At 51.3% G+C, this 22,205-nt stretch carries 25 protein-coding genes; 19 read left to right on the forward strand and 6 right to left on the reverse strand.

Features of this window, described 5'->3' with window-relative positions; translation table 11 throughout:
• The first annotated feature begins 16 nt into the window (after positions 1-16).
• The 6 genes from BHV73_RS07975 to BHV73_RS08000 all read left to right on the forward strand — a co-directional run bounded on the left by BHV73_RS07975 (position 17) and on the right by BHV73_RS08000 (position 2,463).
• Positions 17-655 carry an HNH endonuclease signature motif containing protein gene (locus tag BHV73_RS07975; RefSeq protein ID WP_087425866.1) on the forward strand — a complete coding sequence of 213 codons (639 nt, stop codon included), beginning with the start codon at positions 17-19 and terminating at the stop codon, positions 653-655.
• 24 nt (positions 656-679) lie between these two features.
• Positions 680-1,123, forward strand: a complete 444-nt coding sequence (locus BHV73_RS07980) for a hypothetical protein (protein ID WP_087425867.1) — start codon at positions 680-682, stop codon at positions 1,121-1,123.
• A 55-nt stretch (positions 1,124-1,178) separates the two neighbouring features.
• Positions 1,179-1,517 (forward strand): hypothetical protein, encoded by a 339-nt coding sequence (locus BHV73_RS07985; RefSeq protein ID WP_009122610.1) that lies wholly within the window; start codon positions 1,179-1,181, stop codon positions 1,515-1,517.
• Positions 1,514-1,696, forward strand: coding sequence for a hypothetical protein (locus tag BHV73_RS07990; RefSeq protein WP_087425868.1), 183 nt, complete (start codon positions 1,514-1,516; stop codon positions 1,694-1,696). The genes BHV73_RS07985 and BHV73_RS07990 overlap by 4 nt, the downstream gene beginning before the upstream one ends.
• A 17-nt stretch (positions 1,697-1,713) precedes the next feature.
• Positions 1,714-1,932: a high-potential iron-sulfur protein gene (locus BHV73_RS07995; RefSeq protein WP_087425869.1), complete on the forward strand. Its 219-nt coding sequence runs from the start codon at positions 1,714-1,716 to the stop codon at positions 1,930-1,932.
• Between the two features lie 123 nt (positions 1,933-2,055).
• Complete coding sequence (locus BHV73_RS08000) at positions 2,056-2,463, forward strand: hypothetical protein (RefSeq protein WP_239419920.1); 408 nt, start codon at positions 2,056-2,058, stop codon at positions 2,461-2,463.
• A gap of 1 nt (position 2,464) precedes the next feature.
• On the opposite strand, the gene BHV73_RS08005 is transcribed toward BHV73_RS08000, so the two are convergent.
• The 6 genes from BHV73_RS08005 to BHV73_RS08030 form a co-directional block, all read right to left on the reverse strand.
• The gene (locus tag BHV73_RS08005; RefSeq protein WP_087425870.1) at positions 2,465-2,914 is read right to left on the reverse strand and encodes a hypothetical protein; all 450 of its coding nucleotides are present in this window, start codon (positions 2,912-2,914) and stop codon (positions 2,465-2,467) included.
• Positions 2,911-3,387, reverse strand: a complete 477-nt coding sequence (locus BHV73_RS08010) for a phage virion morphogenesis family protein (RefSeq protein ID WP_239419925.1) — start codon at positions 3,385-3,387, stop codon at positions 2,911-2,913. The genes BHV73_RS08005 and BHV73_RS08010 overlap by 4 nt, the downstream gene beginning before the upstream one ends.
• Before the next feature lie 201 nt (positions 3,388-3,588).
• Positions 3,589-6,174 (reverse strand): phage portal protein family protein, encoded by a 2,586-nt coding sequence (locus tag BHV73_RS08015; RefSeq protein WP_087425872.1) that lies wholly within the window; start codon positions 6,172-6,174, stop codon positions 3,589-3,591.
• Between the two features lie 11 nt (positions 6,175-6,185).
• A complete protein-coding gene (locus BHV73_RS08020; protein WP_009122603.1) occupies positions 6,186-6,611 on the reverse strand; it encodes a hypothetical protein in 426 nt (141 codons plus the stop codon).
• Between the two features lie 23 nt (positions 6,612-6,634).
• Entirely contained in the window at positions 6,635-8,254 is a 1,620-nt protein-coding gene (locus BHV73_RS08025; protein ID WP_087425873.1) for a hypothetical protein, read from the reverse strand.
• 4 nt (positions 8,255-8,258) lie between these two features.
• Positions 8,259-8,702: a hypothetical protein gene (locus BHV73_RS08030; RefSeq protein ID WP_009122601.1), complete on the reverse strand. Its 444-nt coding sequence runs from the start codon at positions 8,700-8,702 to the stop codon at positions 8,259-8,261.
• Positions 8,703-8,882: 180 nt separating this feature from the next.
• On the opposite strand from BHV73_RS08030, the gene BHV73_RS08035 reads away from it, so the two are divergent.
• From BHV73_RS08035 to BHV73_RS08095, 13 genes are read left to right on the forward strand one after another with little or no spacing between them, the layout of a single operon-like run.
• A complete protein-coding gene (locus BHV73_RS08035; RefSeq protein WP_087425874.1) occupies positions 8,883-9,890 on the forward strand; it encodes a peptidase in 1,008 nt (335 codons plus the stop codon).
• Between the two features lie 21 nt (positions 9,891-9,911).
• Entirely contained in the window at positions 9,912-10,943 is a 1,032-nt protein-coding gene (locus tag BHV73_RS08040; protein WP_087425875.1) for a hypothetical protein, read from the forward strand.
• Positions 10,944-10,977: 34 nt separating this feature from the next.
• Positions 10,978-11,316: a hypothetical protein gene (locus tag BHV73_RS08045; RefSeq protein WP_286737847.1), complete on the forward strand. Its 339-nt coding sequence runs from the start codon at positions 10,978-10,980 to the stop codon at positions 11,314-11,316.
• Positions 11,313-11,714, forward strand: a complete 402-nt coding sequence (locus BHV73_RS08050) for a hypothetical protein (protein ID WP_009122597.1) — start codon at positions 11,313-11,315, stop codon at positions 11,712-11,714. The genes BHV73_RS08045 and BHV73_RS08050 overlap by 4 nt, the downstream gene beginning before the upstream one ends.
• A gap of 29 nt (positions 11,715-11,743) precedes the next feature.
• Entirely contained in the window at positions 11,744-12,187 is a 444-nt protein-coding gene (locus BHV73_RS08055; protein ID WP_009122596.1) for a hypothetical protein, read from the forward strand.
• Positions 12,153-12,461 (forward strand): hypothetical protein, encoded by a 309-nt coding sequence (locus BHV73_RS08060; protein WP_239419928.1) that lies wholly within the window; start codon positions 12,153-12,155, stop codon positions 12,459-12,461. The genes BHV73_RS08055 and BHV73_RS08060 overlap by 35 nt, the downstream gene beginning before the upstream one ends.
• A 13-nt stretch (positions 12,462-12,474) precedes the next feature.
• Entirely contained in the window at positions 12,475-12,972 is a 498-nt protein-coding gene (locus tag BHV73_RS08065; protein ID WP_009122594.1) for a hypothetical protein, read from the forward strand.
• Between the two features lie 5 nt (positions 12,973-12,977).
• Positions 12,978-13,436: a hypothetical protein gene (locus BHV73_RS08070; RefSeq protein WP_009122593.1), complete on the forward strand. Its 459-nt coding sequence runs from the start codon at positions 12,978-12,980 to the stop codon at positions 13,434-13,436.
• Positions 13,437-13,456: 20 nt separating this feature from the next.
• Positions 13,457-13,708: a hypothetical protein gene (locus BHV73_RS08075; RefSeq protein ID WP_009122592.1), complete on the forward strand. Its 252-nt coding sequence runs from the start codon at positions 13,457-13,459 to the stop codon at positions 13,706-13,708.
• A gap of 33 nt (positions 13,709-13,741) precedes the next feature.
• Positions 13,742-17,407 (forward strand): hypothetical protein, encoded by a 3,666-nt coding sequence (locus BHV73_RS08080; protein WP_087425876.1) that lies wholly within the window; start codon positions 13,742-13,744, stop codon positions 17,405-17,407.
• Positions 17,404-17,862 carry a hypothetical protein gene (locus tag BHV73_RS08085; RefSeq protein ID WP_087425877.1) on the forward strand — a complete coding sequence of 153 codons (459 nt, stop codon included), beginning with the start codon at positions 17,404-17,406 and terminating at the stop codon, positions 17,860-17,862. Before BHV73_RS08080 ends, BHV73_RS08085 begins: the two co-directional genes overlap by 4 nt.
• Positions 17,863-17,884: 22 nt before the next feature.
• Positions 17,885-21,589, forward strand: a complete 3,705-nt coding sequence (locus BHV73_RS08090; protein ID WP_204246585.1) for a collagen-like protein — start codon at positions 17,885-17,887, stop codon at positions 21,587-21,589.
• Positions 21,590-21,594: 5 nt separating this feature from the next.
• Positions 21,595-22,038, forward strand: coding sequence for a hypothetical protein (locus BHV73_RS08095; RefSeq protein ID WP_087425878.1), 444 nt, complete (start codon positions 21,595-21,597; stop codon positions 22,036-22,038).
• The last annotated feature ends 167 nt before the right edge of the window (positions 22,039-22,205 follow it).

Consider the following 22,205-nt stretch of genomic DNA (forward strand, 5'->3'; position numbering starts at 1 on the left):
CAAAACCATAGCAATCATGAAAAAACATATCTACACAGAGGACGAGAAAGCCGAAATTACCCGGCTGTACCCTCACCACCCGACAAAAGAGGTAGCCCGGTTTCTTGGAATGCCGGTTACCTCTGTTTATAATATTGCCAACCGTCTGGGGCTCAAGAAGTCTCCGGAGTATCTGAAAGTCCTGCGAAATGAGATGTCAAGGCAGCTTGCCGACAGTGGAACGGCACACCGTTTTCCAAAGGGTCACGTGCCGGCCAACAAAGGCAGGAAAATGAACGCCGGGGTATATGCCAAGGTTTCGGCCACCATGTTTAAGAAAGGGCACATGCCGGACAATACGCTTTATGACGGTGCCGAGACTATCCGTAAAGATAAAAACGGACACCGGTACGTTTATGTGCGTATCTCTTTGGGGAAATGGGTACCGAAACATGTGCTGTTATGGCAACAGGCGCATGGCCAGGTTCCGAAAGGCTACAATATCGTTTTCCGCGACGGCAATACGCTGAACTGCACACTTGAGAACCTGGAATGTATCAGCAATGCCGAGCTAATGCAGCGTAACAGCCTGCACAACCTGCCCGAAGAGGTAAAGGAACTTGTATATCTGAAGGGACGCCTTTCGAGGGCTATCAATGAATCAAACAATCAATAACCAACCAATAAACGACAATCGATTATGAATACACTCGAACGTTTGCAGGGGATGGTGAACAAACCATATCTGTACAGAAATGAAGAGGTCGTCGTACTGGGCTACTGCGATGGAACCGGTGATGACGGCGATGAGGTGGAAATCTACCTGAACAACGGCAAGACGCTTGTCTTCAATTACATCAATCTTCCGGCCAAACTGGAACAGTTCAAACCCGTTACGACACAAGTCATCGTGCTTGCCAACAAACGGTTGGATGCAGTATCAACGGTGAACCCCGGTATCATCCAAAAACTCCGTGATACGGTACTCCAACAGATTGAGAATGTCCAATCCTCTCCGGAGCATGTCAGTCAGGCGAAGCAGGTATTCCAGGGTGTGAACACGCTGATAAACCTTGCCAAAACGGAACTGGAATACCGGAAATTCGTGAACGGAATGGAAAACGGCAACGAATATGGACAATAACAGACAACACAATGGCGATTGTGATAAATAAAAGAATTAATATAAAAACACGATTATGAGTTACTTTATAGACTATGTCAAGACTTATGCAAATGTTAACAGGAAAGGCCGTGAGCTACAACTGTATGCAGAACAGTTTGACCGCCACCTGATAGAGGACGAGAGTTCGCTCCTGGCACTGAAATGCGATATTGAGCACAGGATAATGATGATGAATGAAAAGTATCCCCGTAGCCGTCCGGTCCGGCTGAACGTGTTCAGTGATGGCAGAACCGGTCAATGGACCATCCTTGTGGAACATGACAGCGACAGTATTGTCTGTATCATATCCTATAAGAAGGTTCTGGGGTGTTATGCTGCAAATAAGATGAACGATAAAAACAAAAGGCAATGAAACGATTTAAGACAGAAACATTTTTCGTTCCTCTGAAAATCAGTGAGGAACTTGGTATGGCGTTCGTCAAGGGCAAGGACGGCAAAGAGAAGAGATTCAAGACGCGTAAGGCTGTCGAGAAATACTGCAGGGAGAATAGATGTATTTACGTAGAACATAAATTTATATTCTACAGATAACAGAAAAAATAAAAATTATGGACAGAGAAAAAGATTTCAAACTGACAGGTCCTGAGCTCCAAACCGAGCTACTTAAACGTATGGAATACCGTGAAGAAACGAGGAAATGCGGTAACTGCAAATATTATTATCGTTCCATGGATGGGGGCAATATATCCAAATGCCGCCTGATTCCTTTTATAGACCTGAATGTAAATGAGGACGGGTATTGCAGTTATTATCAACAGGCAGAGTGAAACAGTACCGTTTAAGCCCCGTAAAGAAGAGCAGCCGCTACAAGTACTCTTGTAACGGCTGCTTTATTTTCCCGCCTTAGAAAGTGCCGTAATATTTGATATGGCGCTCTTTGTTGCATATATGTGTCATACTACGTATCTTTGTATCAGGTTTTCAGAGTATTCAGGGGTTACAATTCATTTTTTCAGGATATGGGCAGTCAGTTAGAACTTTTTCCATGCGGCAAGCTCGGTTTCAACGAACGGTGCGGCAAGCTTTCAAGCACTCCGTTGCGTCGCAGCGCTGCCAGTCGCGGCGAGCGTATCCGCCTGCGTAACCGTGTGATGACAGCCCGTTTGTACTACTGGCGCGAGATTATGCGCCGCCGTCTTGACGACGTAATGATCATCCTCGCGGAAAACGAGTTCTTCGTCGACGAGCGTACCATCAACAACGCCTGGCTTGAATGCGCCGATTTCTTCGAATGGCTCTGCAGCACCCATGCCACTGTCCGCCAGCTCCGCCGTATGTTTCCCAGTTGGAAATGGTAGTCTATATATTATCTATAAAATCGGCTATATATACAACCTCATAGACTTTGAGCCCGTCCGGTCTCTTCTGTGGCCTACACCGCGCTCTTCTGAATGACTTGGCGCAGTTCTCCATTTTGAATCCCTGTACCGCCCTATGCAGCGCTTCTACCATATCGAGCCTTGCGAAAGCCGTCTCCTGCACCTGCAGGGGCTTGTTCACATTGAACGAAGCACAGTCGTTAAAGCCGATTTTCAGCTCCAGGGAAACCTGTACACGCTGCATTCCGGGATGTGCCGCCGACATGTTTTCCGCTCCCGGATAGCTGAGTTCCACCAGGCAGCACGGGAATGCCACAGGCGGCCGGCTGTCCTGAAAATCCAGCTGCCCCTCGTCGGCATCCACCCAGCGCAGTTCCGGCACTTTTTCACGAATACGTTCCATTACAGTTTTCAAGATTTCCTTTTTCATCGTTCCATTGCATTTTTAAACAGTTGTTCCACATCTTTTTTTATGAGCGTTTCCAATTCACGGCTTTCTCCCATGAACCGGCGGCGAGGTATCAGCATTTTCCGGGCGTGCTGTTTCACCACATACGGCTTTCCTTTCCGGGACACGCGCTCATGGCTTCTTACCACTACGCTGCCGGAGAATCCCTCGTTATGGGCACGTGCATAAGGTACCCTGTCGCCTCCGGCGGTAATGACTACCCTGCGGGCGCTGATCTCGTCAATATCGATGCTCTTGCGTAATGCCCCGCTTTGTACGAGTAGCGTCCCCCTTCCGGGTCTGTATCTTTTACTCCATGTCTGCCATGGTTCCCCGTCAAACGCCTTTTCCGCGAAACGTTCCAGAAAATACCGTTTTGCCGTGGAAGCCACCGCTTCAGGCACTGCCTCTATGGCTTCTTTCACCTTTTGTTCCAATTCCTTGCTGAAATCCATTGTCTTACGCTTTAAAATGGTTATATTTGCATCGAAGTCCTGTCCTGACGGGGAGACAACACGTATCCAACACCCCGGGGGTGCAAGGGGGATTTGCAAGGTCTGAGAATCGACAGCGCCAGGCAGGATCAGCCCCAAGAAGGAGTGCGACACCGGCTATCCAATCCGGACGGGCGGAGAAACGACGGAATCGTTTCACCTTTACGGTTCGGACGGACGCGAGGATGCACTCCGACGCTTTTTTATCAGCAACCCCCTGCGGCGTTTGTCCCATATCTCCTTTTTAAGGTTTACTTTCCGGTTTTCCGGTGTATGTGTCTGCATGACATACCAGGTCTTCAGCACCAGTTTTTCCCCCTCTATCCGGTAGTTTACGGCCAGTACCTCATCCCTGTAGTATTTCAACAGGCAATAGGTATCAAGCAGGTCATGCTTTATCTCATCGTTGAGCCACACCTCGTCCGGAGCGTGAAGGGTTTCCAGCATGGCATCCCAGTATTTTATGCGGTTATCCCGTCCCTTGCCTGCAGTATGGCTGTCGAACTGTTTCTTCTCGACAACCACCTTCCGGCCATCATAATCTGTCAGTACGATTCTTCCGTCTTCAGCGTATGTTTCCCATACCTCCTGTTCACTCCGCTCACTGGCAGGGATATTCCCGGAAGCGTCCCTCTTCATGGCCTGTACCCCGGGCAGGTTCCAGCGTTCGGCTGTCATGTCCTTCAGATAGGACGAAGCCTGCTGCGGGAACTTGCGGATGTACATCTGGTCGGCGGTGAATATCTGTGCCGAGTCACAGCGGTTCACTCCCCAGCCTTGTGCCTCGCCCTTTTTCCATTCGGCAGTTTTCAGGAAGTCGTCCACGCGCCGGCGCATCTCTTCAAGATCGCCCTTTACCTGGTGCTTCATCCGTCCGGTCACGAGACACCTGCAGGCCCAACCGTTCGGCGGGTATATTTTGTTCCATCTCGGGTCATTTTCGGGCAGGATGACCCCATGAAGTTTCATGTGTTCCTCACGTACCCTGCCGTCATTCACCGTCAGGTACTCCCAGAAAGGATATACCTTTTTCTTGGTCCGTAATTTCCGGTAGGTAGACATACCCTCAGCCGTGAGCACCGCCGTTTCGTATTCCGTCCTCTGCCAGGTTTTGTTAAACACTTCGGTGGTTTCCTTTGCCCTGCGGTGAAACTCACTAAAGCTCCCGCTTTCCCGGAAGAGCCTGTTCAGTTCCTGTATTTCCGCCAGCGTCTTGGCAGCGGAGAAATGGAACAGGTTCTGCTCCGCCGCCATACGGAACAGGTCATCCGACAACTTGTAGCCCACGTCCACATCGGCATTTCTCGGTCCTTCTTCAAATGCCGTTCGAACAGCCTTTAAAAAGTCTTCGGCAAAGAACCGGAAAAGCTCCGGACTGAAACCGGCCAGTTCACCGTTCCATACGGCAGCGATGAGCCTTTCATCCAAAGGGGACGTATCACTCATGCGGATTATGCCAGCCCCGCCCGGATGCGGGGCCGCCACGAAAAAAGACTTTATCCGTTCCCAGAGCGTACGTTCATCGGCATTCTCCACCGCTCCCAGCGGTGTGCCGGTTCTGACCGGTGGTTTTACCGGTCTGGCCGGCCGACCATCATTTCCCGTATCGGCCGTTGCACCCATGAACACTTCCTCACCGTCCTTCGGCTCAGGTATGCCGTATTTCTCATAGCCGTAACTGCGGGGGATAGGAATCATCGTAGAGAGTGTTTTCAGGTCACTTACGGTAAGCTCGTCCTTCTTATCCACGAATGAGAACTTTCCACCATGCACCGGATAGCCTCTGCTTTCAAGCAGGGGTACAAAGTATTTGTTCAGCATGCGTATGACAAAACGCCGGTCACTGCGGTGCTTCTTCTCCTGCACTTCCATATGCACCTTGCTTTGCGAGAGCGACGCACCGTCCTTGGTGGTCATGGTCTGTCCCAGTACGGTTATGAGTATCTCCTCGTTGCATGCATTGCGGAAATCGTTGTAGAGCGCCCCGTTGCTGCTTCCGCTGAGGGTCGTCTGTTCCACGTCACTCTCTTTCGGGATGACAATGTATGGCGCCGAACCGGCTTCCTCGAACGCCTGTATGAGAAGCCTCCTGCTCTGTTCGTCCATGCTGTTGTACTTTCCTATGCGCTGCGGCATTCCGAAGAGTTCCACGAACTGTGCCCAGTCCCCGAATCCCCCGCGCTTGTATATCACATAGGGAGCCACTTTCAGCAAGAGTCCCAGATCATCATCCTCTCCCCACTGTATGATCATCCCGTCATCGCTGTAACTGATTCCGTCCGTATCGTACTGGCGCCGTAGTATCAGCTTCTCTTTGGGACGTATGTGCTTGCGCGGGATGCTGTTGAAGTCGAACCCGTTCACGAAAGAATATTCGTCTACGGATATTCCCCAAAAAAGGGTCCACATGATCTCTTTCAGCTGGTTCTCGAACTCCACAGTGTCTATGAGTTCCGTCATCCGTGGTACTTCCTTCTTGTTTACCGTAAAATTAATGTCGCAGTCGGTTATCGCCTCTATGCGTTTGCCGATGGCGTCCGTTACAGTCCCGTCCATGAGGATATCCTCATACAGGTCGTATAGTTTGCTGCGCAGCCCCATGTCAGCCGCCCTGAGTGCGCTTTTCCATGTGCCTATATCATTTATTCCCCTGTGCACGGGCTGCACCAGTATCTGATTATATACCGGCGTCGCAATCTTTTTGGGCACAGCGCCTGCCTGCTGTTTTTTTCTCTTCCTGTTTGTCATAAGGTTTCCGTTTAAAAATGGTTGTCACGTTTTCTATTGCTTCCGAACGCTATTTCCCCGCAGTGCCTGCACTCTTGCTGTCCCGGCCGCTCCGGCGCTGCCGGCAGGTTCGGGTTCTGCCTGTTCTGATTGTTCCTGAGCCATTCAATGGCACGGTCGTAACGTTTTTCGCGCATTTCGATATCCACTCCGGCGTTGCAGATATTGCAGAAGTGCCAGGCGGCTATGTCCTTTACAAAAAGCAACAATATGGGATTGCGTTCTTTTCCCCTGGCGGCGAATATCTTTCCCGTGTCGTACTTGGTGAGATATCCCTGCACTTCCTCTATGGCGGCGTCTATGGCCGACATCATAGCCGCGTCATCGCCATGACTGATGACATCCATATCCTCCTCATAGATGTGGGTTGTCATTTCCTCGATTTCCAAATAAGCCATATATTTTCATGTTTAATGGTTTGTCACATTCTTTTTTTGTTATGGGGGCGTCTCCCTATCCAGTAGCTTCCGGCTTCCATGTGGGCGTTCAGTTGCTGGCACATGTAATATCCCCCCTCGATAGCGTCCGGTCCGTCTGCCGGTGCCGGTAGCCCGTCATCGAACAGCCTGAACTGTTCCTCCAGTCGCTGCATGTCCGGGTTGTCCTTTTCCCGTATGTTGAAAACGAGTCTTCCCGCCCTGTTCAGCGGTTCCAGGTTCCCTTCTATACGCACGAATTTGTCGGGTTTGTCACGCCCGTCGGGCGAGATATTGATGTAATGTCCTTTTTCCCTCCCTTTTGCAAGGAAAAGAGGAACGAATACCTGCTGGTAGAACGGATCCTGCAGTTTGTTATTCTCTATGTAGTTCCTCTGCTGCGTCCTTTCCCTTACGTAGTCCCGTTGATAGTAATACCAGTTCACGAACTCGTCGTTGGTGACATGCCGCAGATATCCCGTATATATGTACAGCGTTCCCTCGTATAGCCCCATGAGGAAATTCGCTTTGAAGGAGTTCTTCTTCGCCTTCTTGCCGGTGGTGTTGCTCGGTGTCGGGTCCCCGTAACTGACAATATATTTGAGCTTGCCTATGGGCGGGCATTCTCCCCAGCGTATCTCCTTGAAGTAGGAACCCTCCACCACCGGATTATTGAAACACTCCTTCTGTCCGCTGGCGAGGCTCACCTGTGCCAGCACCTCGTCTATCGTTTCCTCAGTGTTCTTTTCCGGCCATACGGACGTTCCGAACTGGTAATCCGCTTGCGGATCGGGATTGCCTATATCCACCATGCGTATATTGATGATGTCCCAGTTTCCGATAGGTTTCTCCCTTGCGGCCAGTTCCCTTGCCTTATTACCGGCACGTGAGACACAACAGTCCTTCGCAATGACGTTCCCCGTCCAGATGGTAAGCAGCGCCTCGCTGATGGAGCGGGTGAAGAACAGCGCCTGCTCGAACCAGTTCCATTTGTTGTTTACTATCTCCGGATTGCGGCATTCCTCGTCGGTATCGTAGTCATCCATGAGCAATACGTCCGGGCGTACCTCGTCCATCTTGACTCCGCGCGGTGACTGTCCCCAGCCCATTGCCATGAACGACACGCGGGTACTGAGGGTGAAATAGTCCTCCGTCCATTTGTCACCGATGAGGTTGCCGTAGAAATATTTCAGCCGCTCGTTCGCCTCGAACTGTGCCCGGTACTGGTTCAGCAGCTTCCTTGCGCCGTCGTTGGTCGCCGAGGTCATGATGACGCACCGCTTGTTTTTCTTCACGATGACCAGGTACAGCACGATGAACATCACGATGGTGGACTTTGCCAGCTCACGCGCCCAGCTCAGCACTTCGTACCAGTTCCCGTCGGAATGCCCGATGATGCGCCTGATGGCTTTCTTCTGGAATCCTGCAAACTCGTATTTGGCATATCTGTAAAACATGAACTTCGCCCATGCTACAGGGTCAGCTTCCAGCTCGCGCAATTTCCTTGCCTTTTCTTCTCCGGTCATGGTGAAGTCTACGGCGGTCTGTGTACGTATCTGCCTCAGGGTTTCTTCCCAGTCGTCGGAGAGTGTCCTGTTGTTTCCTGTCAGTCTTTTTTTTGCCATGGCGTTACCTTAATTTCTCCTTTACAAATTCGTCAAAATAATAACTCAGTTCGATTGCCTTCTGCGGATCACGCTTGCGCAGCCAGAAAAGGATCTGTTTGCTCACACTGATGATATCGGCGATTCCGTAGTCCCCTTCCATTTTAGCGATGGCGGCGGAGAGTTTGTTGATGGTGTCGGCCTCGGCGGAAGTGGCATACTTGTCGCCGCGTTCGGCTATGGCCTTGTTCATTTCTGCTATCTGCATGTAGAGATTGCGTATCTGTTCCTCTCGCGTGGTGGTGACGGCCGCCCGCAGCATTTCCCAGTTCCCCTCCTTGCTCCACTTGCTCATGGTGACAGGACTGACACCCACCTTTTCGGCTATCTGCCTGCTTTGCAGTTCTCCCTGCATGTAGAGCATCTTCGCCCAGTCCTTTTTCTGTTGGTTCGTTAGTGTCTTGGACATATTTATTCTCTTGATTATTACAGTACAAAGTTAGGTAGCGCATACCGATTAAAATAATCCGTCTGCAACAGTTTCCGTCTACAGGTAAACTGTTTCCACCCGGTAGGAAACTGTTACAGGGCGATTTGCACACCTTCTTTTTATCCCTGAATTTTGCAGCAGACAAAATGAGACAAAGCAATGGGCAAAGCATATACATTCTGCGTACATGACGAATCCGTAAACACTTACGGTTTCCGCATGCTGACCTCGGGAGCCAACCTGGAAGAATACAGAAAGAATCCCGTGGTACTCTATAATCATAATGACTGGGAAGCTCCGATAGGGCGCGGTGAAAACGTGCGTGTGGAAGGCGGCAGGATTCTGGTGGATGTCGTTTTCGACGAGGAAGACGAAAAAGGCCGTATGATAGCCGGTAAGGTGGAGCGCGGCTTCTTGCGCATGGCCAGTATCGGCGCCTGGCCGCCTGAAGAGGTCAGCGATGATCCCGCATTGAAACTTCCGGGACAGACGGGGCCTACAGCCACAAAGTGGACCATGCGGGAGATGTCTGTCTGCCCCATAGGCTCCAACCATAACGCCCTTGCCATGTATGACCGCGCGACAAACAAACGTATAGACTTGTCTGACGGACAGGCGCTTGTCAGGCTGATGGATAAAAAAAACAGTATTAACCATAAAAAAGAGAACAATATGAGTTATTTGACACAGATGTTGAAATTGTCGGATTCCGCATCCGACCAGGCCGTTCAGGAAGCCGTACAAGGCCTGATTACCCTGCGTGACGACCTGCAGGCCGAGAACGCTACGCTCAAGACTGAGAAACGGACACTGCAGGAACGTGTGACGGCCTTTGAGACGAAAGAGAAGGAAGCCAATAAGCAGAAAGCCGTCGCACTGGTGGACGCGGCTGTGAAAGACGGGCGCATTGACGCCAAAGGACGTGACAGCTGGCTGGAAGACTTTGCCGTAGATTTTGCAAAGGCCGAAGTGCGCCTGGGTTCCATTTCCGTACGGCAGCCCGTCAGTCCCCAGGTACAGACCGGTGGAAAGGCCGGAGGAAACGTACAGCTGGCAGACATGACTTTCAAGGAAATACTGGAGAAGGATATGCTCAAGGAACTTAAAAAGGACAGGAACCTCTACCGGGAGAAGTTCCATGAAGCCTACGGTAAATACCCGGAATAATCATTTTATAAACAAAAGACAATGAAGACAAAATTCATCTTTTCACTGCTCACAGCATTGCTGTTCAATTTTGCCACCTCAGGCCTGTTTGCACAGAGCATCGGCATCGATCACAACCTGATGTTCGGCATCCAGATGGGGCTTTCGCTGGTTCCGTTGCAACTTACCGGCTGTCTGGCAGACGGGCTGAATAAGGAAATCTGGATTCCCGAGATCATTGAGAAGTTCTATCCGGAAACCTCGTTCGTTTCCGACTCGCGTGATTTCAGCATGTGGACCGATAACGAGTACCTGAACCTGCAGGAAGCGGGTATAGACCCGCGCGTGTTCATCGACAACGAGGTATATCCCATACCGGTAGTGGCACGCGAGGACAAGCCTTACAAGATTCCGATGAAGCGTTTCGATACGGAGAACACCGTACACATCAACGCCATCGAAATAGAAGAGTCGGCAGAGAAGCGCAGGAGCGTGGCGGCAGGCCACCAGAAGTCTTTGCAGATGCAGTTCTCGCAACTTGCCATCTACAATTGGGCACCCACTCAGGATAGCGAGACTACTCCGGTCTTGAAAATCAACGACGGCAATGCCAGCAAGCAGGGCACCGGCTACGTGGCCATGACCTACGAGAAGATCCTGGCACTCTCCACGCAGCTCGACATGATGCTGGTACCCAAGGAAGGACGTATCCTGGCGTTGCATCCCTATCACGCTACCGACCTTCAGCTTCAGGACCTGGAGATGTTCAAGACGTTTTTCTCCACCGGTTCCATGTTCGGCTTCAAAATTCACGTCACTTCCATGGTGCCCAAATACAACGGCACTACAGGTAAGAAAGTGGAATGGGATGCTCCTGTCCGCGATACGGACGCCATTGCCTCTACTGTATGGTACCGTGATGCAGTTTGTCGTGCCAAGAGCATGGAGGACATGTACTACCGCCTGAATGATCCGGAATACCGTGGTGATGTCCTGGGCTTCAATATGCGCGGCATCGCATTGCCTATAACAGGCAAGTATCTGGGTGCCATGTTTACCACCAAGAAATCCTAACCCTAAAAATTAAAGAACAATGAGCTATATTAACATGAAATCGCGGAGAAGTTTTGACTTCTTCGCCCCCTATACAGAAGAAGGGGACCGTTGCGTACAGATACCGTTTCCGGTCGCTGTAACCCGTAAAGCTGAAGGTAAGTCGCTGGTACATGACTGCAATCCGCAAATAGTGGATATTGCAGCCGAAACCGCCGCAACCACTTTTGAACTGGATACCCGGGTGCAGGCAGGTTCGCTGCTCGTCATCAGAAACGCCAGTGCCAACGCCCAGACCATCGGCAAGGTTGCCTGTGCGGCAAGCAAAGTGACTACGTTGATGTATGACGGAAATGCCTACATCAGTATCGGAACCTCAACAATCGAAGAATGATGGCTGCACGGGGACTACGCAACAACAATCCGGGTAACATCCGCCTGTCACGTACGCTGTGGCAGGGGGAAATCCGGCCCTCTCAGGACAGGTCTTTCTGCCAGTTCCGTACGATGGCCTATGGCTATCGTGCCCTGATTAAACTGCTGCAGAACTACCGCCGCGTCAACGGCTGCCGTACGATAGCGGATTTTATCAACCGTTGGGCGCCACCTGTGGAAAACAACACTTCCGGCTATATCAGCCGGGTGTGCCGGGAGATGCAGGTACCGAATACTTACGTGCCCGATGTGGATGACAGAGCGACCATGTGCGCTTTTGCCGCCGCCATCTCACAGGTGGAAAACGGAGTGCCGGCAGTAATGGCGGACGTGGCAGCGGGATGGGAACTGCTCTGACAATTAATAACCCGTAATGATTTTCAGCCATGAATTCAGACCTGATAATGCAGATTCTCCAATGGCTTGTGCCGAGCGGCATTGCCGGTTCCCTTTGGGCATGGCTGAGACACCGGGAGAACAACAAGGTACTCGCCGCCAAGGAGCGGAACGATGCCTATAAGGAAATGTACGACAACCTGTCAGGAACATTAATAGACTTGCAGAATGAGAACATCAAACTTTACAAGGCGGTGCGTGAACTTAACCGTACCATTCAGAGGGCTTCTACTTGCCGGCATTATGCTGACTGCCCTATCCGTGGCGAGCTGCAGAAGTCCGGAGCCATTGGTGCGGAACGAGCACAGCCAAAAAGACAGCCTCTCGGGCAGAAGCGGGTTCGCTCTCCTGCAGCAGCCCGTTCCGCCCAGCATGGCGAAAACGAGATTTCCGACGGATATGCTGGACCTGATTCCGGTGGGCACAGGCTTTAGCCGGCGCAGCGGGCAGGCAACGGTCAATGTAAATCGGGTATCGGAAGACTCCATTGAAGTGACCGCCACCTGTGACAGCCTGACCCGTCAGGTACTCATCCTTACCGAAGAGAACATACGCATCCGTAATGAGCTCTTCAAGGAGAAAGAGAAACCGCCGCCCGAAGTGGTGCATGAGCCTACCGGCTTCCAGTGGTTCCAGATATGGATCGGGCGTACGGCCGTCGCCGCCCTTCTGCTGGGAATACTCAGACGGCGATTTATTAACCCTTAAACTTAGAATAAACATGGATAAATTAATTTTCGGGATGTCCCAGGTAAAATTCTGCGGTCTTGAAATCGGCTGGTTCGACGAACAGGGTGTCACCCCTGCGGGTACCGCCGCGACCCAGGTGGATATCTATGCCGCCCAGGTAAAGGACGGCCCGGTCGGGACAATTACAAGCAATCCCGGGAAAAAGGCATTTACCGGCAATCTGATCGACATGTCCGCCGAGAACCTTGTGAAGGTCATCGGAGGAACCAAGGATGAACAGGGTAACTGGGAACCGCCCGAGAAATGGGAAAAGACGGGCGTTATGGATATTGTCTGTGACAGCGGCCATACCATCCGCCTGTACAATGCGAAAGTCACCGGCAATGACTTCGGTGGCGGGGTGAACTCCCAGGGTGTACTCTCCATCCAGCTCAACATCGAGGTGATGAAAGACGAGGACGGCAAGCGGATGAAGATCTTCGCTCCCGGCATCGATCCCGAAACCGGCCAGCCTGCCGTTAAAGCGTGACACGTATGGACCGCCTTGAGATAGAAAGCCTTTCGGAGAGGATTATGCAGGACGGGGGCATCTCGCTCCCGCTGCGTCTTCCCGGTGGCAGGCATGTCCGCTGGGTGATGCGCATTCCTACTTACGCGAGCCTGCTGAATATCGGCAGGATGTACCTGAAACTGGGAGTCCGGTATGACGAGGTGAAAGAGTATGACTTCGAGCAGAAAGTGGAGTTCATTACCCGTCACGGTGTCAGTGTGAGCCGCATGGTGGCTTACGGTATCGTCCGGGGATGTATCTTCGGCCGGTTGTTGAACCGTCCCGTGGCATGGATGCTCCGTCACCGGATGCACCCGGTAGCCCTCGAGGAAGCCTGGGTGATAATCGTGCGCATGTTCAATACCGTCCCTTTAGAAAATATTATCAGATTGGCGGAGACAATCAACCCGATGTCGCCCGTCCTGAGCCGCGAAAAAAGATAGAACGGGAGTTAAGGGGGTACATGGAGCCTCCCCATAGCCCGTTCGGACTGGTCGGACAGATAGCCCGCGATACGGGCTGGAGCGTGAGGTATATCCTGCATGGGGTAAATTACCCGTCGCTCATGCTGATGTGGCAGGACTGTTCCAGGCACGTGCCTTCACGCAGAAAGACACCCGCCGAGCTTTCCCGGGAGATGTCTGCCCGCAGCGGCAGCCCCCCGAAAAACATGTCTCCCCTGGAGTTCTTCATGAGCATGGACGGGGAAGAATAAAAAAACGTTTACACACATAAACCGCTATAAGAAGTGCAACCTATCAAGCTTGAAATATTCCTGGATGACAAGACACTTGCCGGCATGAAGTCGGCTGAGGGCAACATAGCCGCTCTGGAGAGCTTCAACAGGCAGATGGTCGAACGTCTGCAGGGTGAGCTCAAACAGCTGGAAAGACAGTACAAGCAGCTGCAGAAGCAGGGCCTTGCCGGTGACAGGGAACTCGCCGACATACAGGCGCTCAAAGGTGTCATCGGCAGTCTGAAGGATGAGATAAAGGCGTACGAGGCTGCCAAGAGACAGGCTAACGAGACACCCCTTGTGGCACACGACCCGGCGCCGAAACTGAACCAGGTCAAAATGACCATGGCACAGATCGCCCGGGAACTTCCCTCCCTGGCCATGGGGCCGCAGATGTTCTTTCTGGCCATATCCAACAACATCCCGATGTTTACGGACGCCGTGAGCAATGCCCGCAAGGAATACGAGCTCATGACGGCTGCAGGAAAGAAGGCGACCCCGGTATGGAAACAGGTGGCAGCTTCGCTGTTCTCCCCGCAAACGGCACTGGCGGCGCTTATTACGCTGACGGTGGTATACGGTAAAGAAATAGGAGAATGGATAAAGGGGCTCTTTGGTGGGAAAAACGCCATGGATGAACTGCGTGAATCCATGCGGGAAACCTATGAGGTGGAAAAAGAGGCGAATGCCACATTCGTGAAAAGCCGGTTTGAGATGGACAGGGTAATCAAGTCCGTAAGAGAGTTCAAGGGAAGCAAGGAGGAGGAACGCAAGAAGGTAACCGAACTCAACCGTACATACGGTGAAACGTTCGGCTACTACCAGACATTGAGCGAATGGTACGATACGCTTATGAAAAAGAGTTCCGACTATATCGAGATTCTCGTATTGGAGCAGAAGGCCCGGAAATGGCTTGACAAGGCTGTAGAGGAGAGCGATAAGGCCGACAAGCTGAAAGCGGAAGGTGTGGAATCCCACCGCCCATGGTTCGGTGCCGGCGGTAAAATCCACAAGTTCTTCGGCGGCGGTTCCACCGACCAGTTCGGTAGCGACCCTGCTTTAGTGGCTTACAACAAAATGCTCAAGGACATCTATGATGCGGAAGAGGACGCCCTCAAACGTGCGGAAGAGTTTCAGGATAAAGCCGCCCGTATCAAGGAGGGAACAAATATCAATACCGTGGTTTCCGGTTCGGTGGAAGAATTGGAAAACAGCATAGCGGAGAAACGCAAGGCGCTGAAGAAACTCACAAACAAGGAGGATTATGAGGCGGCCATGAAAGTAATAGAAGCCGAGGAGAAAAAGTTGGAAACCATTACGGGAAAGAAAAACAAGGACGGTGGCAGGAATGCTTCCGACTATCAGGATGCTCTTTCCGACGCCCGCCTGCGTGCACAACGCAAGTTGGAGGATGCCCGTATCGCCCTGATGGCAGAAGGCAGCGCCAAACGCAAGGCACTGCTCCGTCAGGAATACGAGCAGACACTTGCCGCCATCGACAAGGAAGAACGGGAGCTGCTCTCCAGGCTGGAGAAATCGAAAAAGGCCGGCAACCCGGTAGCCCCCGGGGAGGCCGGCCGGATAAGGCAGGACGCTTCCTCACAACGTGTGATTGCCGGTGTGCAGTATATGCAGGAAGTCTACGAAGAGGAGAAGCAGTTCCGGGAAAAGGACCGGCAGGCGTGGATAGACTACAACAGGGAGTATGGCAGCTACCAGGAGAAACGGCTGGCAATCACACAGGATTATGCCCTGAAGATTGCCGCCGCCGAAACCGAAGGTGAAAAGGCCATGCTGAAAAGACGGCGCGAGGACGAACTGAAAGAGCTGGATTTCGGTGAGTTCAAGAAGACCGTCAACCTCGCTGATGTGTTCGGCAATCTGGACACTCAAAGTACGGAGGCGCTCTCCGCACTTCGCGACAAGCTGAAGGAATATATCAGCGGGGCGGCCAAAGAACTACGCCCGTCGGATTTGAAGCAGCTGCAGGACGCACTGACGAATATCGACCTGAAGCTTGCCGACCGCAAGCCCTTCCGGGAACTGAAACGGTCTATGGATGAATACGCCAATGCCCAGGAAACTGCCCGGCAGGCACAGGAAGATTTGAACACCGTCATGGCGGGCGGAAAGGTTATCACCAGTCTGTACAGGGATGAGACGGGCAAACTCGTCACCGAACTGCTTACCCAGGAGCAGGCGGAGAAGAAACTGTCTGAGGCCCAGGAGAACCGCCGCAGGAAACGTACGGCAATGGCACAAAGCCTGCAGGGGGTTGCGGGCGAAATGTCATCCTACGGACAGGCTGCCGATGATGTCGTCAGTATGCTGGAAGGGTTCGGAGTGTCGGTGGACGAGAATGCCAAGCGGGTGATAGAGGGTTTCAATACCATGTCGGAAGGTATCGGCCAATTTGCGAACTCCATGCTTTCGGGTGACATCGGCGGCATGATAAGCGGAGTGGTGAATACAGCCGGTGGTTTTGTCAAGACATTGGGCAGCCTTTTCGGTACGGATTGGGGCGGCCAGCGTTCCGAAAGACGTTACCAACAGGCAAAGGAGCGTTATGAAAGCTATATGGCGGTGCTTGACAAAGTCATCGCCAAACAAAAGGAACTGGTGGCATCCATGGAGACCGATACGCTGGCGAATGCCAATAATTCCTACAAGAAAGCCGGAGAACTCCTGCAGCAACAGGAAGAATACGCCCGTGAGATGGGAAAGGCATATCTGAATGCCGGGGCGAGCAAGGGTTTTCTCGGTATCGGTTCCAAGGCTTCCCACGGAACGAAGCAAAGGGAGGGCATATCCTCTACCGCATGGGAACAGGCGCGCCGGGTGTTGGGAAGCGATTTTTCCAAAGTGGCCGACGGCCGTATGACCGGTCTCTTTGACCTGAGCTATGAGAAACTGGTGGAACTGCGTGATGAAGCCACCGGCTTCTGGAGTGAATTACATGAGGACACACGCAAATATCTGGAACAGATTATCGAGAGCGAGGAAGCCTGGCAGGAAGTGCAGGAAACACGCAAGGAAGCCATGACGGGCATTTCTTTCGAGAATGTGCGCAGCAGTTTTCTGGACATGCTCATGGATATGGACAGCAGCACGGCGGATTTTGCCGACAACTTCGAGAAATATATGCAGAAGGCCATGCTGAACAGCATGCTCTCGGAAAGCTATAACGAACGTATCAAGGAATGGTACGATTCGTTTGCCGAAGCCATGGAGGAAAAAACGGAATGGCGGACCGGTCAGGGCAGACGCGGACGTAGCAGGTACAAAGTTGTCACCGAGGCTGCCGGTGTGTTGAATGAGACGGAACATGACATGCTGAAAGAAGCCTGGGATTCGATAGTCAGCGATGCACTGGCCCAGCGTGACGCAATGAAAGAGATATTCGGCTGGCAGGGTGATTCGGCGGGCTCACAATCCGGGCGTAGCGGGGCCTTTACCACCATGACGCAGGAACAGGGCACACTTCTGGAAGGGCTGTTTACTTCCTTGCAGGATCATGCCAGCGGCATGCACAAACTTCTGGAAGAGCTCGCCAAATCAAGGAAGGAAGACCACGACCTGCTCGTCAGCATTGCTGAGAATACAGCCTACTGCCGGTATCTGGAAGGCATCAACGAGATTATGGAATATTTTAGAAACAATGGAATAAAAGTGTCATGATGTACGACCTGACAGGATATATGGTAATTAACGGCAAGGATGCCTGGACGGAATATTCGGCCTTCCTCTGTGAGGACAGGCCGGAAGACAGCACGAACGTGTCCGAACTGCTCAAGCCGCCCGAGATGAAGGAATACACGGCAGTGGATTTCAGGGAACGCAACGGTGAGGAATTACCCGAACAGCTTCCTCTTCCGTGCTGCAAGGCCCGTGACCTGACGCTGTATCTGGCCGTATGTGCTTCTTCACTACCCGAATGTGAGGCAAAGCGCCTTACCCTGATGAAGATACTCATGCAGGGCTGGGTTATTCTTCAGGTGAAAGGGATATCCACGGAATACAGACTCTACTACAAATCCGCCACATCGGCCGATATCCTGACCGACGCTTTTGACGGAAGTACCGTAGCCAGATGGAAAATAAAGTTCAGGGAACCGAAACCGGTTCTCTTTTAAATGACGTTTAAAGACTGCTCAAATGGAACTCAAAATCTATAATCAATCCGGCGGACTGAAGCTGACGGCCCCGGTCACTTCATCCTCCACATGGAACCTTGAGCTGATGACCGAGAATGCGCTCTCGCTCTCCTTTACGGTTCCGACCTGTGTGCCGTTACAGGTGAATGATTACATAACACTGGAGGGTGTGAGGTTCAGTGTGAAGAAAGAGTACAAGCCCAAGAAAAAGAACAGCCAGGAATACAGCTATTCCGTGAAATTCTATGCTCCCATACATGACGCCCAGCAAGTGATATACCTCCACCTGACTGACGGCCAGTATGAGCCGCAGTTCAGCCTTGACGGCAGCCCCCGGGAACATCTGCAGAAATGGGTGGACAACATGAACCGTATTTACGGTGAGGAGCGCTGGCGTATCGGCGATGTGATAGATGCACCGAACGGAAATATAGAGTATAACAATACCACCTGCTGGGACGCGCTGGCATCCATGACCGAGACTTTTTCAACCGAATGGTGGTCGGACGGCTTCTATATCAACCTGTGCCGCTGCGAGCGCGGGGAACGTGTGGAACTGGGATACATGCAGGGACTTACCTCGCTTACGCCAACGGAGAATAGCGATGACGTAAAATTCTTCACCCGGCTTATTCCGCTGGGAAGTACCAGAAACATAGACCGAAGCCGCTACGGTTTCTCCCGTCTGCAACTGCCGGACCGTGCCAGGTACGTGGACCATAATACAGGCTACGGGCTTTACGAACATGTGGAAGAAGAAGCCTTTTCGGGCATCTTTCCTCATTATACGGGAACTATATCCTCCGTGCGTTCACAGGAGAAGACCGGGAATGACGGCAAACCCTTTACAGTCTATTATTTCAAGGACGAAGGTATGGAGTTTGACCCATGTGATTATGAGATTGCGGGACTTGTCAAACAATTGTCTTTCCAGAGCGGTGAACTGAACGGGCGGGATTTCGAGGCAAACTATCATTCGGAAAGCAAGGAATGGGAAATCATCAATACCTATCCAGATGAGGACACGCAGTTACCCGGTGGAAACCTTATACCGCATGCAGGTGACAAATATATCCCTTGGAACTTCCGTATGCCCGAAGCTTACGAAAAACAGGCCGAGCTGGATTACAAGGCGGCCGTTGATGACTTCCTCTCGTCATACAGCGAAGACATCACCAAGTACGGCGGCGATACCGATTACACCTATATTGAGAAACATTCCGTCCCCCTGCGGCTGGGACAGTCGGTAAGGCTGCTCAGCGAAGAGTATTTCCCCGGCAGCGGTTACCGGGATACACGCATGACAAAGGTTACACGCAAGCTGGAAAACCTTTCCATGGCGACCGTTGAATGCACGAACCGCGTCGGCAAGGGCTGGAAACGCAGCCTGGAAAGTAACCTGAACGGATTGCAGTACGTTGTCGGCGGACTGCTGGACCGCTCGGTTATCGAGGTGCTTAAATCATGGGACAACCGTGAGGCCAGCGAATACAACGTTTTTTCGGCTTTACGCACAATAAAGGAGATAACCCGGCGTGCCATCAGCAAGATCGGTCCGGATGGGACATCCTTTCTTGTTTCCTTTCTGGCAGGTGCGGTATTCGGTAAGGAAGGGTTCGCTTCCGGATTGGCCGGATTCGGCGCCAAAATAGATGAGAACGGCAACGGTGAAATGCGGGGCTTGCGGCTTTGGGAATGGCTTGAGGTACCGGAACTCAGACGTAACCGCGTGGAAGTGTATGCCGGCATCAAATGGCGCACGCCGGGTGTCGGCATTGTTGAGAGTGTGGTGGCGGATACGGACAGTGAGGGAAACCCGCTTTCCACCGGTACCGTGCATCTCAAGCTGGAAGCCGGGGAAATGGGAGCGGTTGCGGCGGACGACATAAGCATGGGAATCATTCATTTTGAGGATGAGACGATGAATGCCACCAAGGATTCGGACGATAGTAAGGGAAATTTCAGTTTTGCCGGTTTCGGAACGGCGTACTTCCGTATTACCGGAGTATCGGGTGAGGATAACGGCATATTCCGTTATTCCTTACGTCCGGGGACAACGCTGCATCCGCAGAAGTACATGCATTTCTCATGTTACGGCAACTTCACCAACCCAGACCGGCAGACATCCGTATATGAGACACGCACCTACAGCCGCATGCTCCGTAACCAGAACACCTGGGAAATATCGGCCGCCAACATCGCAATGCAGTCGGGCGACCTCTCAAACCTGAATGTACACGGCCTGGATATGACGGGATACTCCATGTACCTGAATAGCGTGTATTTTACCGGTACGGTACGGCAGCTGAAACCTGACGGTACGCCGGTATATACGGCCAATGACCGTGGAGAGTGGGTGTCCGGTGAAAATTATGCCTTTTATGACCGGGTTTCCCATAATGGCGGCATTTGGCTGTGTGTAAGCGAGAGCGGCACTACATCTGAACCGGAAGAAGGAAATGCGGACTGGTTGCTGCAGGTGAAACCGGGAACTGACGGAACTGATGGCAAGAACGGTCAGGATGGCGCTCCGGGAACGGACGGCCAGGATGGTGCGCCGGGCAGGGATGGCGTGGACGGTGCACCGGGACAGGATGGTATTTCAGTCAGTAATCATGGCAAATGGCATACCGGTCTTGAGACACCCTATCTCGGATTGGTAAAAATGGGTGGAAAGATGTTTTTGTGCAAGGTTAGAAACGGAACGTCAAATCCGCCCATGTGGACAGTTACCACCAAGGATGGAAGACGTATACTTCAGACGCAGGACGGTGGAAAAACCTATGGTTATATACTGACCGGCGAGTATAACTCCGAAGAGTACGACATGGTGGTGGAAAACGGGGAGAACGGTCTGCAGGGATGTATACTCCGCAAGGCCGAATGGGTATCCGGCGTAGAGTGGCATAACGATGAATCACTGGCCGGCGGTACACGGTACGTCGATGTGGCACTGGTCAGGGATAACGGTACGGAGACCGGCTGGCGGGCCTACAAGTGCCGGGTGACGCATATAAGTAACGGTGGAAATGCACCGGGTAACAGTACATATTGGGAAGAGTTCGGGCTGAATACGACAGCCATATTCACGTCGCTTATTGTTGCTAAAAATGCGATGATAGACTTCATGCAGGGGAACGAACTTCGCATTAAAAAAGATGACGGGACGGTAACTGCAGGCCTTAGCGGTTCCCAATCCGGTGAAAAGATACGGATGTGGGCAGGAAGTTCTACTCCGGACAATGCCTCTTTCCGGGTTACTGAAAACGGAAAAGTACATGCAGAAGATGCGGAAATAACCGGAGAAGTCAATGCGACAGGCGGTACTTTTAAAAATATCAAGTCGCCCAATAATTCCTTTGTTATCAAAGAAAACGGAGATATAGAAATAACCGGCAAGGTATCCACCTCTATGAATGGGAAGCGTATTGTGATTGATTCAGCTACGAACAGTCTTAGGATGTATGGTTCCGATAATTTGTTGGTGGGAACTATGGATTTTATTGATAATGGCGGTGGAACATATCCCCGTATAAAATTAACCGAGTATGTTTCCGGAAATCCAAGATATACTGTTTTAATAAGACCTCAACTTATAAATGTATCAGAAAATAATGGCAATGATTTTTATGATGTCATAATAAATACATCTGGAATATCCTTTTTAAAAAATAATGTGATAACTAAATCTTATCCTAATAAATAAATGCTATGAGAGTATTTTATGAAAGCAAATTAGCAAGGTGGATGTTGTGGCAGGGCTACAGCACTATTACTTTGGGTTGTTTCGTCTTTACCAAGAAAAGAAAGGCGGAGATGAAAACGCATGTTCTTAACCATGAAGCTATTCATGTAAGACAATGGGAGGAGTGCATGATTGCTTCGGCGGTTCTGTTGACGCTCGTCATGTTTCTTACCGGATTCAACGTATGGATGTATTTGTTGTGTCCGTTGTGGTTCTATCTGCAGTATGGACTGGAATATGCTGTTTCTCGTGTTTATCATTCTTTCAAAGGTGTACATGGAGCGGATGGGAATAAAATATCGTATGGGAATTCTGCATTTGAAATGGAGGCAAAATCCAATGAAGAAATAGACGGTTATCTCGATGTAAGGAGCCCTTTTGAATTCACGAGATACTACGGAAAAATATGATTTTTAATTTACAAAAAAGATATAATAATTAATTGTTAAACCGGGCTGATTTTCATAGTAGAAATGACGCCCCTAAAATATGCAAGGTATGGCAGAAGATATAAAAATTGATGAAGTACAACAGGTTAAGGATGCTGCATATATAACAGTAGTATTAGCAGATGGGA

The sequence above is a fragment of the Bacteroides sp. 44_46 genome (genome assembly GCF_001915465.1).
Classification (GTDB): domain Bacteria; phylum Bacteroidota; class Bacteroidia; order Bacteroidales; family Bacteroidaceae; genus Bacteroides; species Bacteroides clarus.

Bases quoted from the DNA above. Each gene is read 5' to 3' on its own strand.
- BHV73_RS07975 (WP_087425866.1), top strand. From the start codon at position 17: ATGAAAAAACATATCTACACAGAGGACGAGAAAGCCGAAATTACCCGG.
- BHV73_RS07980 (WP_087425867.1), top strand. From the start codon at position 680: ATGAATACACTCGAACGTTTGCAGGGGATGGTGAACAAACCATATCTG.
- BHV73_RS07985 (WP_009122610.1), top strand. From the start codon at position 1,179: ATGAGTTACTTTATAGACTATGTCAAGACTTATGCAAATGTTAACAGG.
- BHV73_RS07990 (WP_087425868.1), top strand. From the start codon at position 1,514: ATGAAACGATTTAAGACAGAAACATTTTTCGTTCCTCTGAAAATCAGT.
- BHV73_RS07995 (WP_087425869.1), top strand. From the start codon at position 1,714: ATGGACAGAGAAAAAGATTTCAAACTGACAGGTCCTGAGCTCCAAACC.
- BHV73_RS08005 (WP_087425870.1), bottom strand. From the start codon at position 2,914: ATGAAAAAGGAAATCTTGAAAACTGTAATGGAACGTATTCGTGAAAAA.
- BHV73_RS08010 (WP_239419925.1), bottom strand. From the start codon at position 3,387: ATGGATTTCAGCAAGGAATTGGAACAAAAGGTGAAAGAAGCCATAGAG.
- BHV73_RS08015 (WP_087425872.1), bottom strand. From the start codon at position 6,174: ATGACAAACAGGAAGAGAAAAAAACAGCAGGCAGGCGCTGTGCCCAAA.
- BHV73_RS08020 (WP_009122603.1), bottom strand. From the start codon at position 6,611: ATGGCTTATTTGGAAATCGAGGAAATGACAACCCACATCTATGAGGAG.
- BHV73_RS08025 (WP_087425873.1), bottom strand. From the start codon at position 8,254: ATGGCAAAAAAAAGACTGACAGGAAACAACAGGACACTCTCCGACGAC.
- BHV73_RS08030 (WP_009122601.1), bottom strand. From the start codon at position 8,702: ATGTCCAAGACACTAACGAACCAACAGAAAAAGGACTGGGCGAAGATG.
- BHV73_RS08035 (WP_087425874.1), top strand. From the start codon at position 8,883: ATGGGCAAAGCATATACATTCTGCGTACATGACGAATCCGTAAACACT.
- BHV73_RS08040 (WP_087425875.1), top strand. From the start codon at position 9,912: ATGAAGACAAAATTCATCTTTTCACTGCTCACAGCATTGCTGTTCAAT.
- BHV73_RS08045 (WP_286737847.1), top strand. From the start codon at position 10,978: ATGAAATCGCGGAGAAGTTTTGACTTCTTCGCCCCCTATACAGAAGAA.
- BHV73_RS08050 (WP_009122597.1), top strand. From the start codon at position 11,313: ATGATGGCTGCACGGGGACTACGCAACAACAATCCGGGTAACATCCGC.
- BHV73_RS08055 (WP_009122596.1), top strand. From the start codon at position 11,744: ATGAATTCAGACCTGATAATGCAGATTCTCCAATGGCTTGTGCCGAGC.
- BHV73_RS08060 (WP_239419928.1), top strand. From the start codon at position 12,153: ATGCTGGACCTGATTCCGGTGGGCACAGGCTTTAGCCGGCGCAGCGGG.
- BHV73_RS08065 (WP_009122594.1), top strand. From the start codon at position 12,475: ATGGATAAATTAATTTTCGGGATGTCCCAGGTAAAATTCTGCGGTCTT.
- BHV73_RS08070 (WP_009122593.1), top strand. From the start codon at position 12,978: ATGGACCGCCTTGAGATAGAAAGCCTTTCGGAGAGGATTATGCAGGAC.
- BHV73_RS08075 (WP_009122592.1), top strand. From the start codon at position 13,457: ATGGAGCCTCCCCATAGCCCGTTCGGACTGGTCGGACAGATAGCCCGC.
- BHV73_RS08085 (WP_087425877.1), top strand. From the start codon at position 17,404: ATGATGTACGACCTGACAGGATATATGGTAATTAACGGCAAGGATGCC.
- BHV73_RS08090 (WP_204246585.1), top strand. From the start codon at position 17,885: ATGGAACTCAAAATCTATAATCAATCCGGCGGACTGAAGCTGACGGCC.
- BHV73_RS08095 (WP_087425878.1), top strand. From the start codon at position 21,595: ATGAGAGTATTTTATGAAAGCAAATTAGCAAGGTGGATGTTGTGGCAG.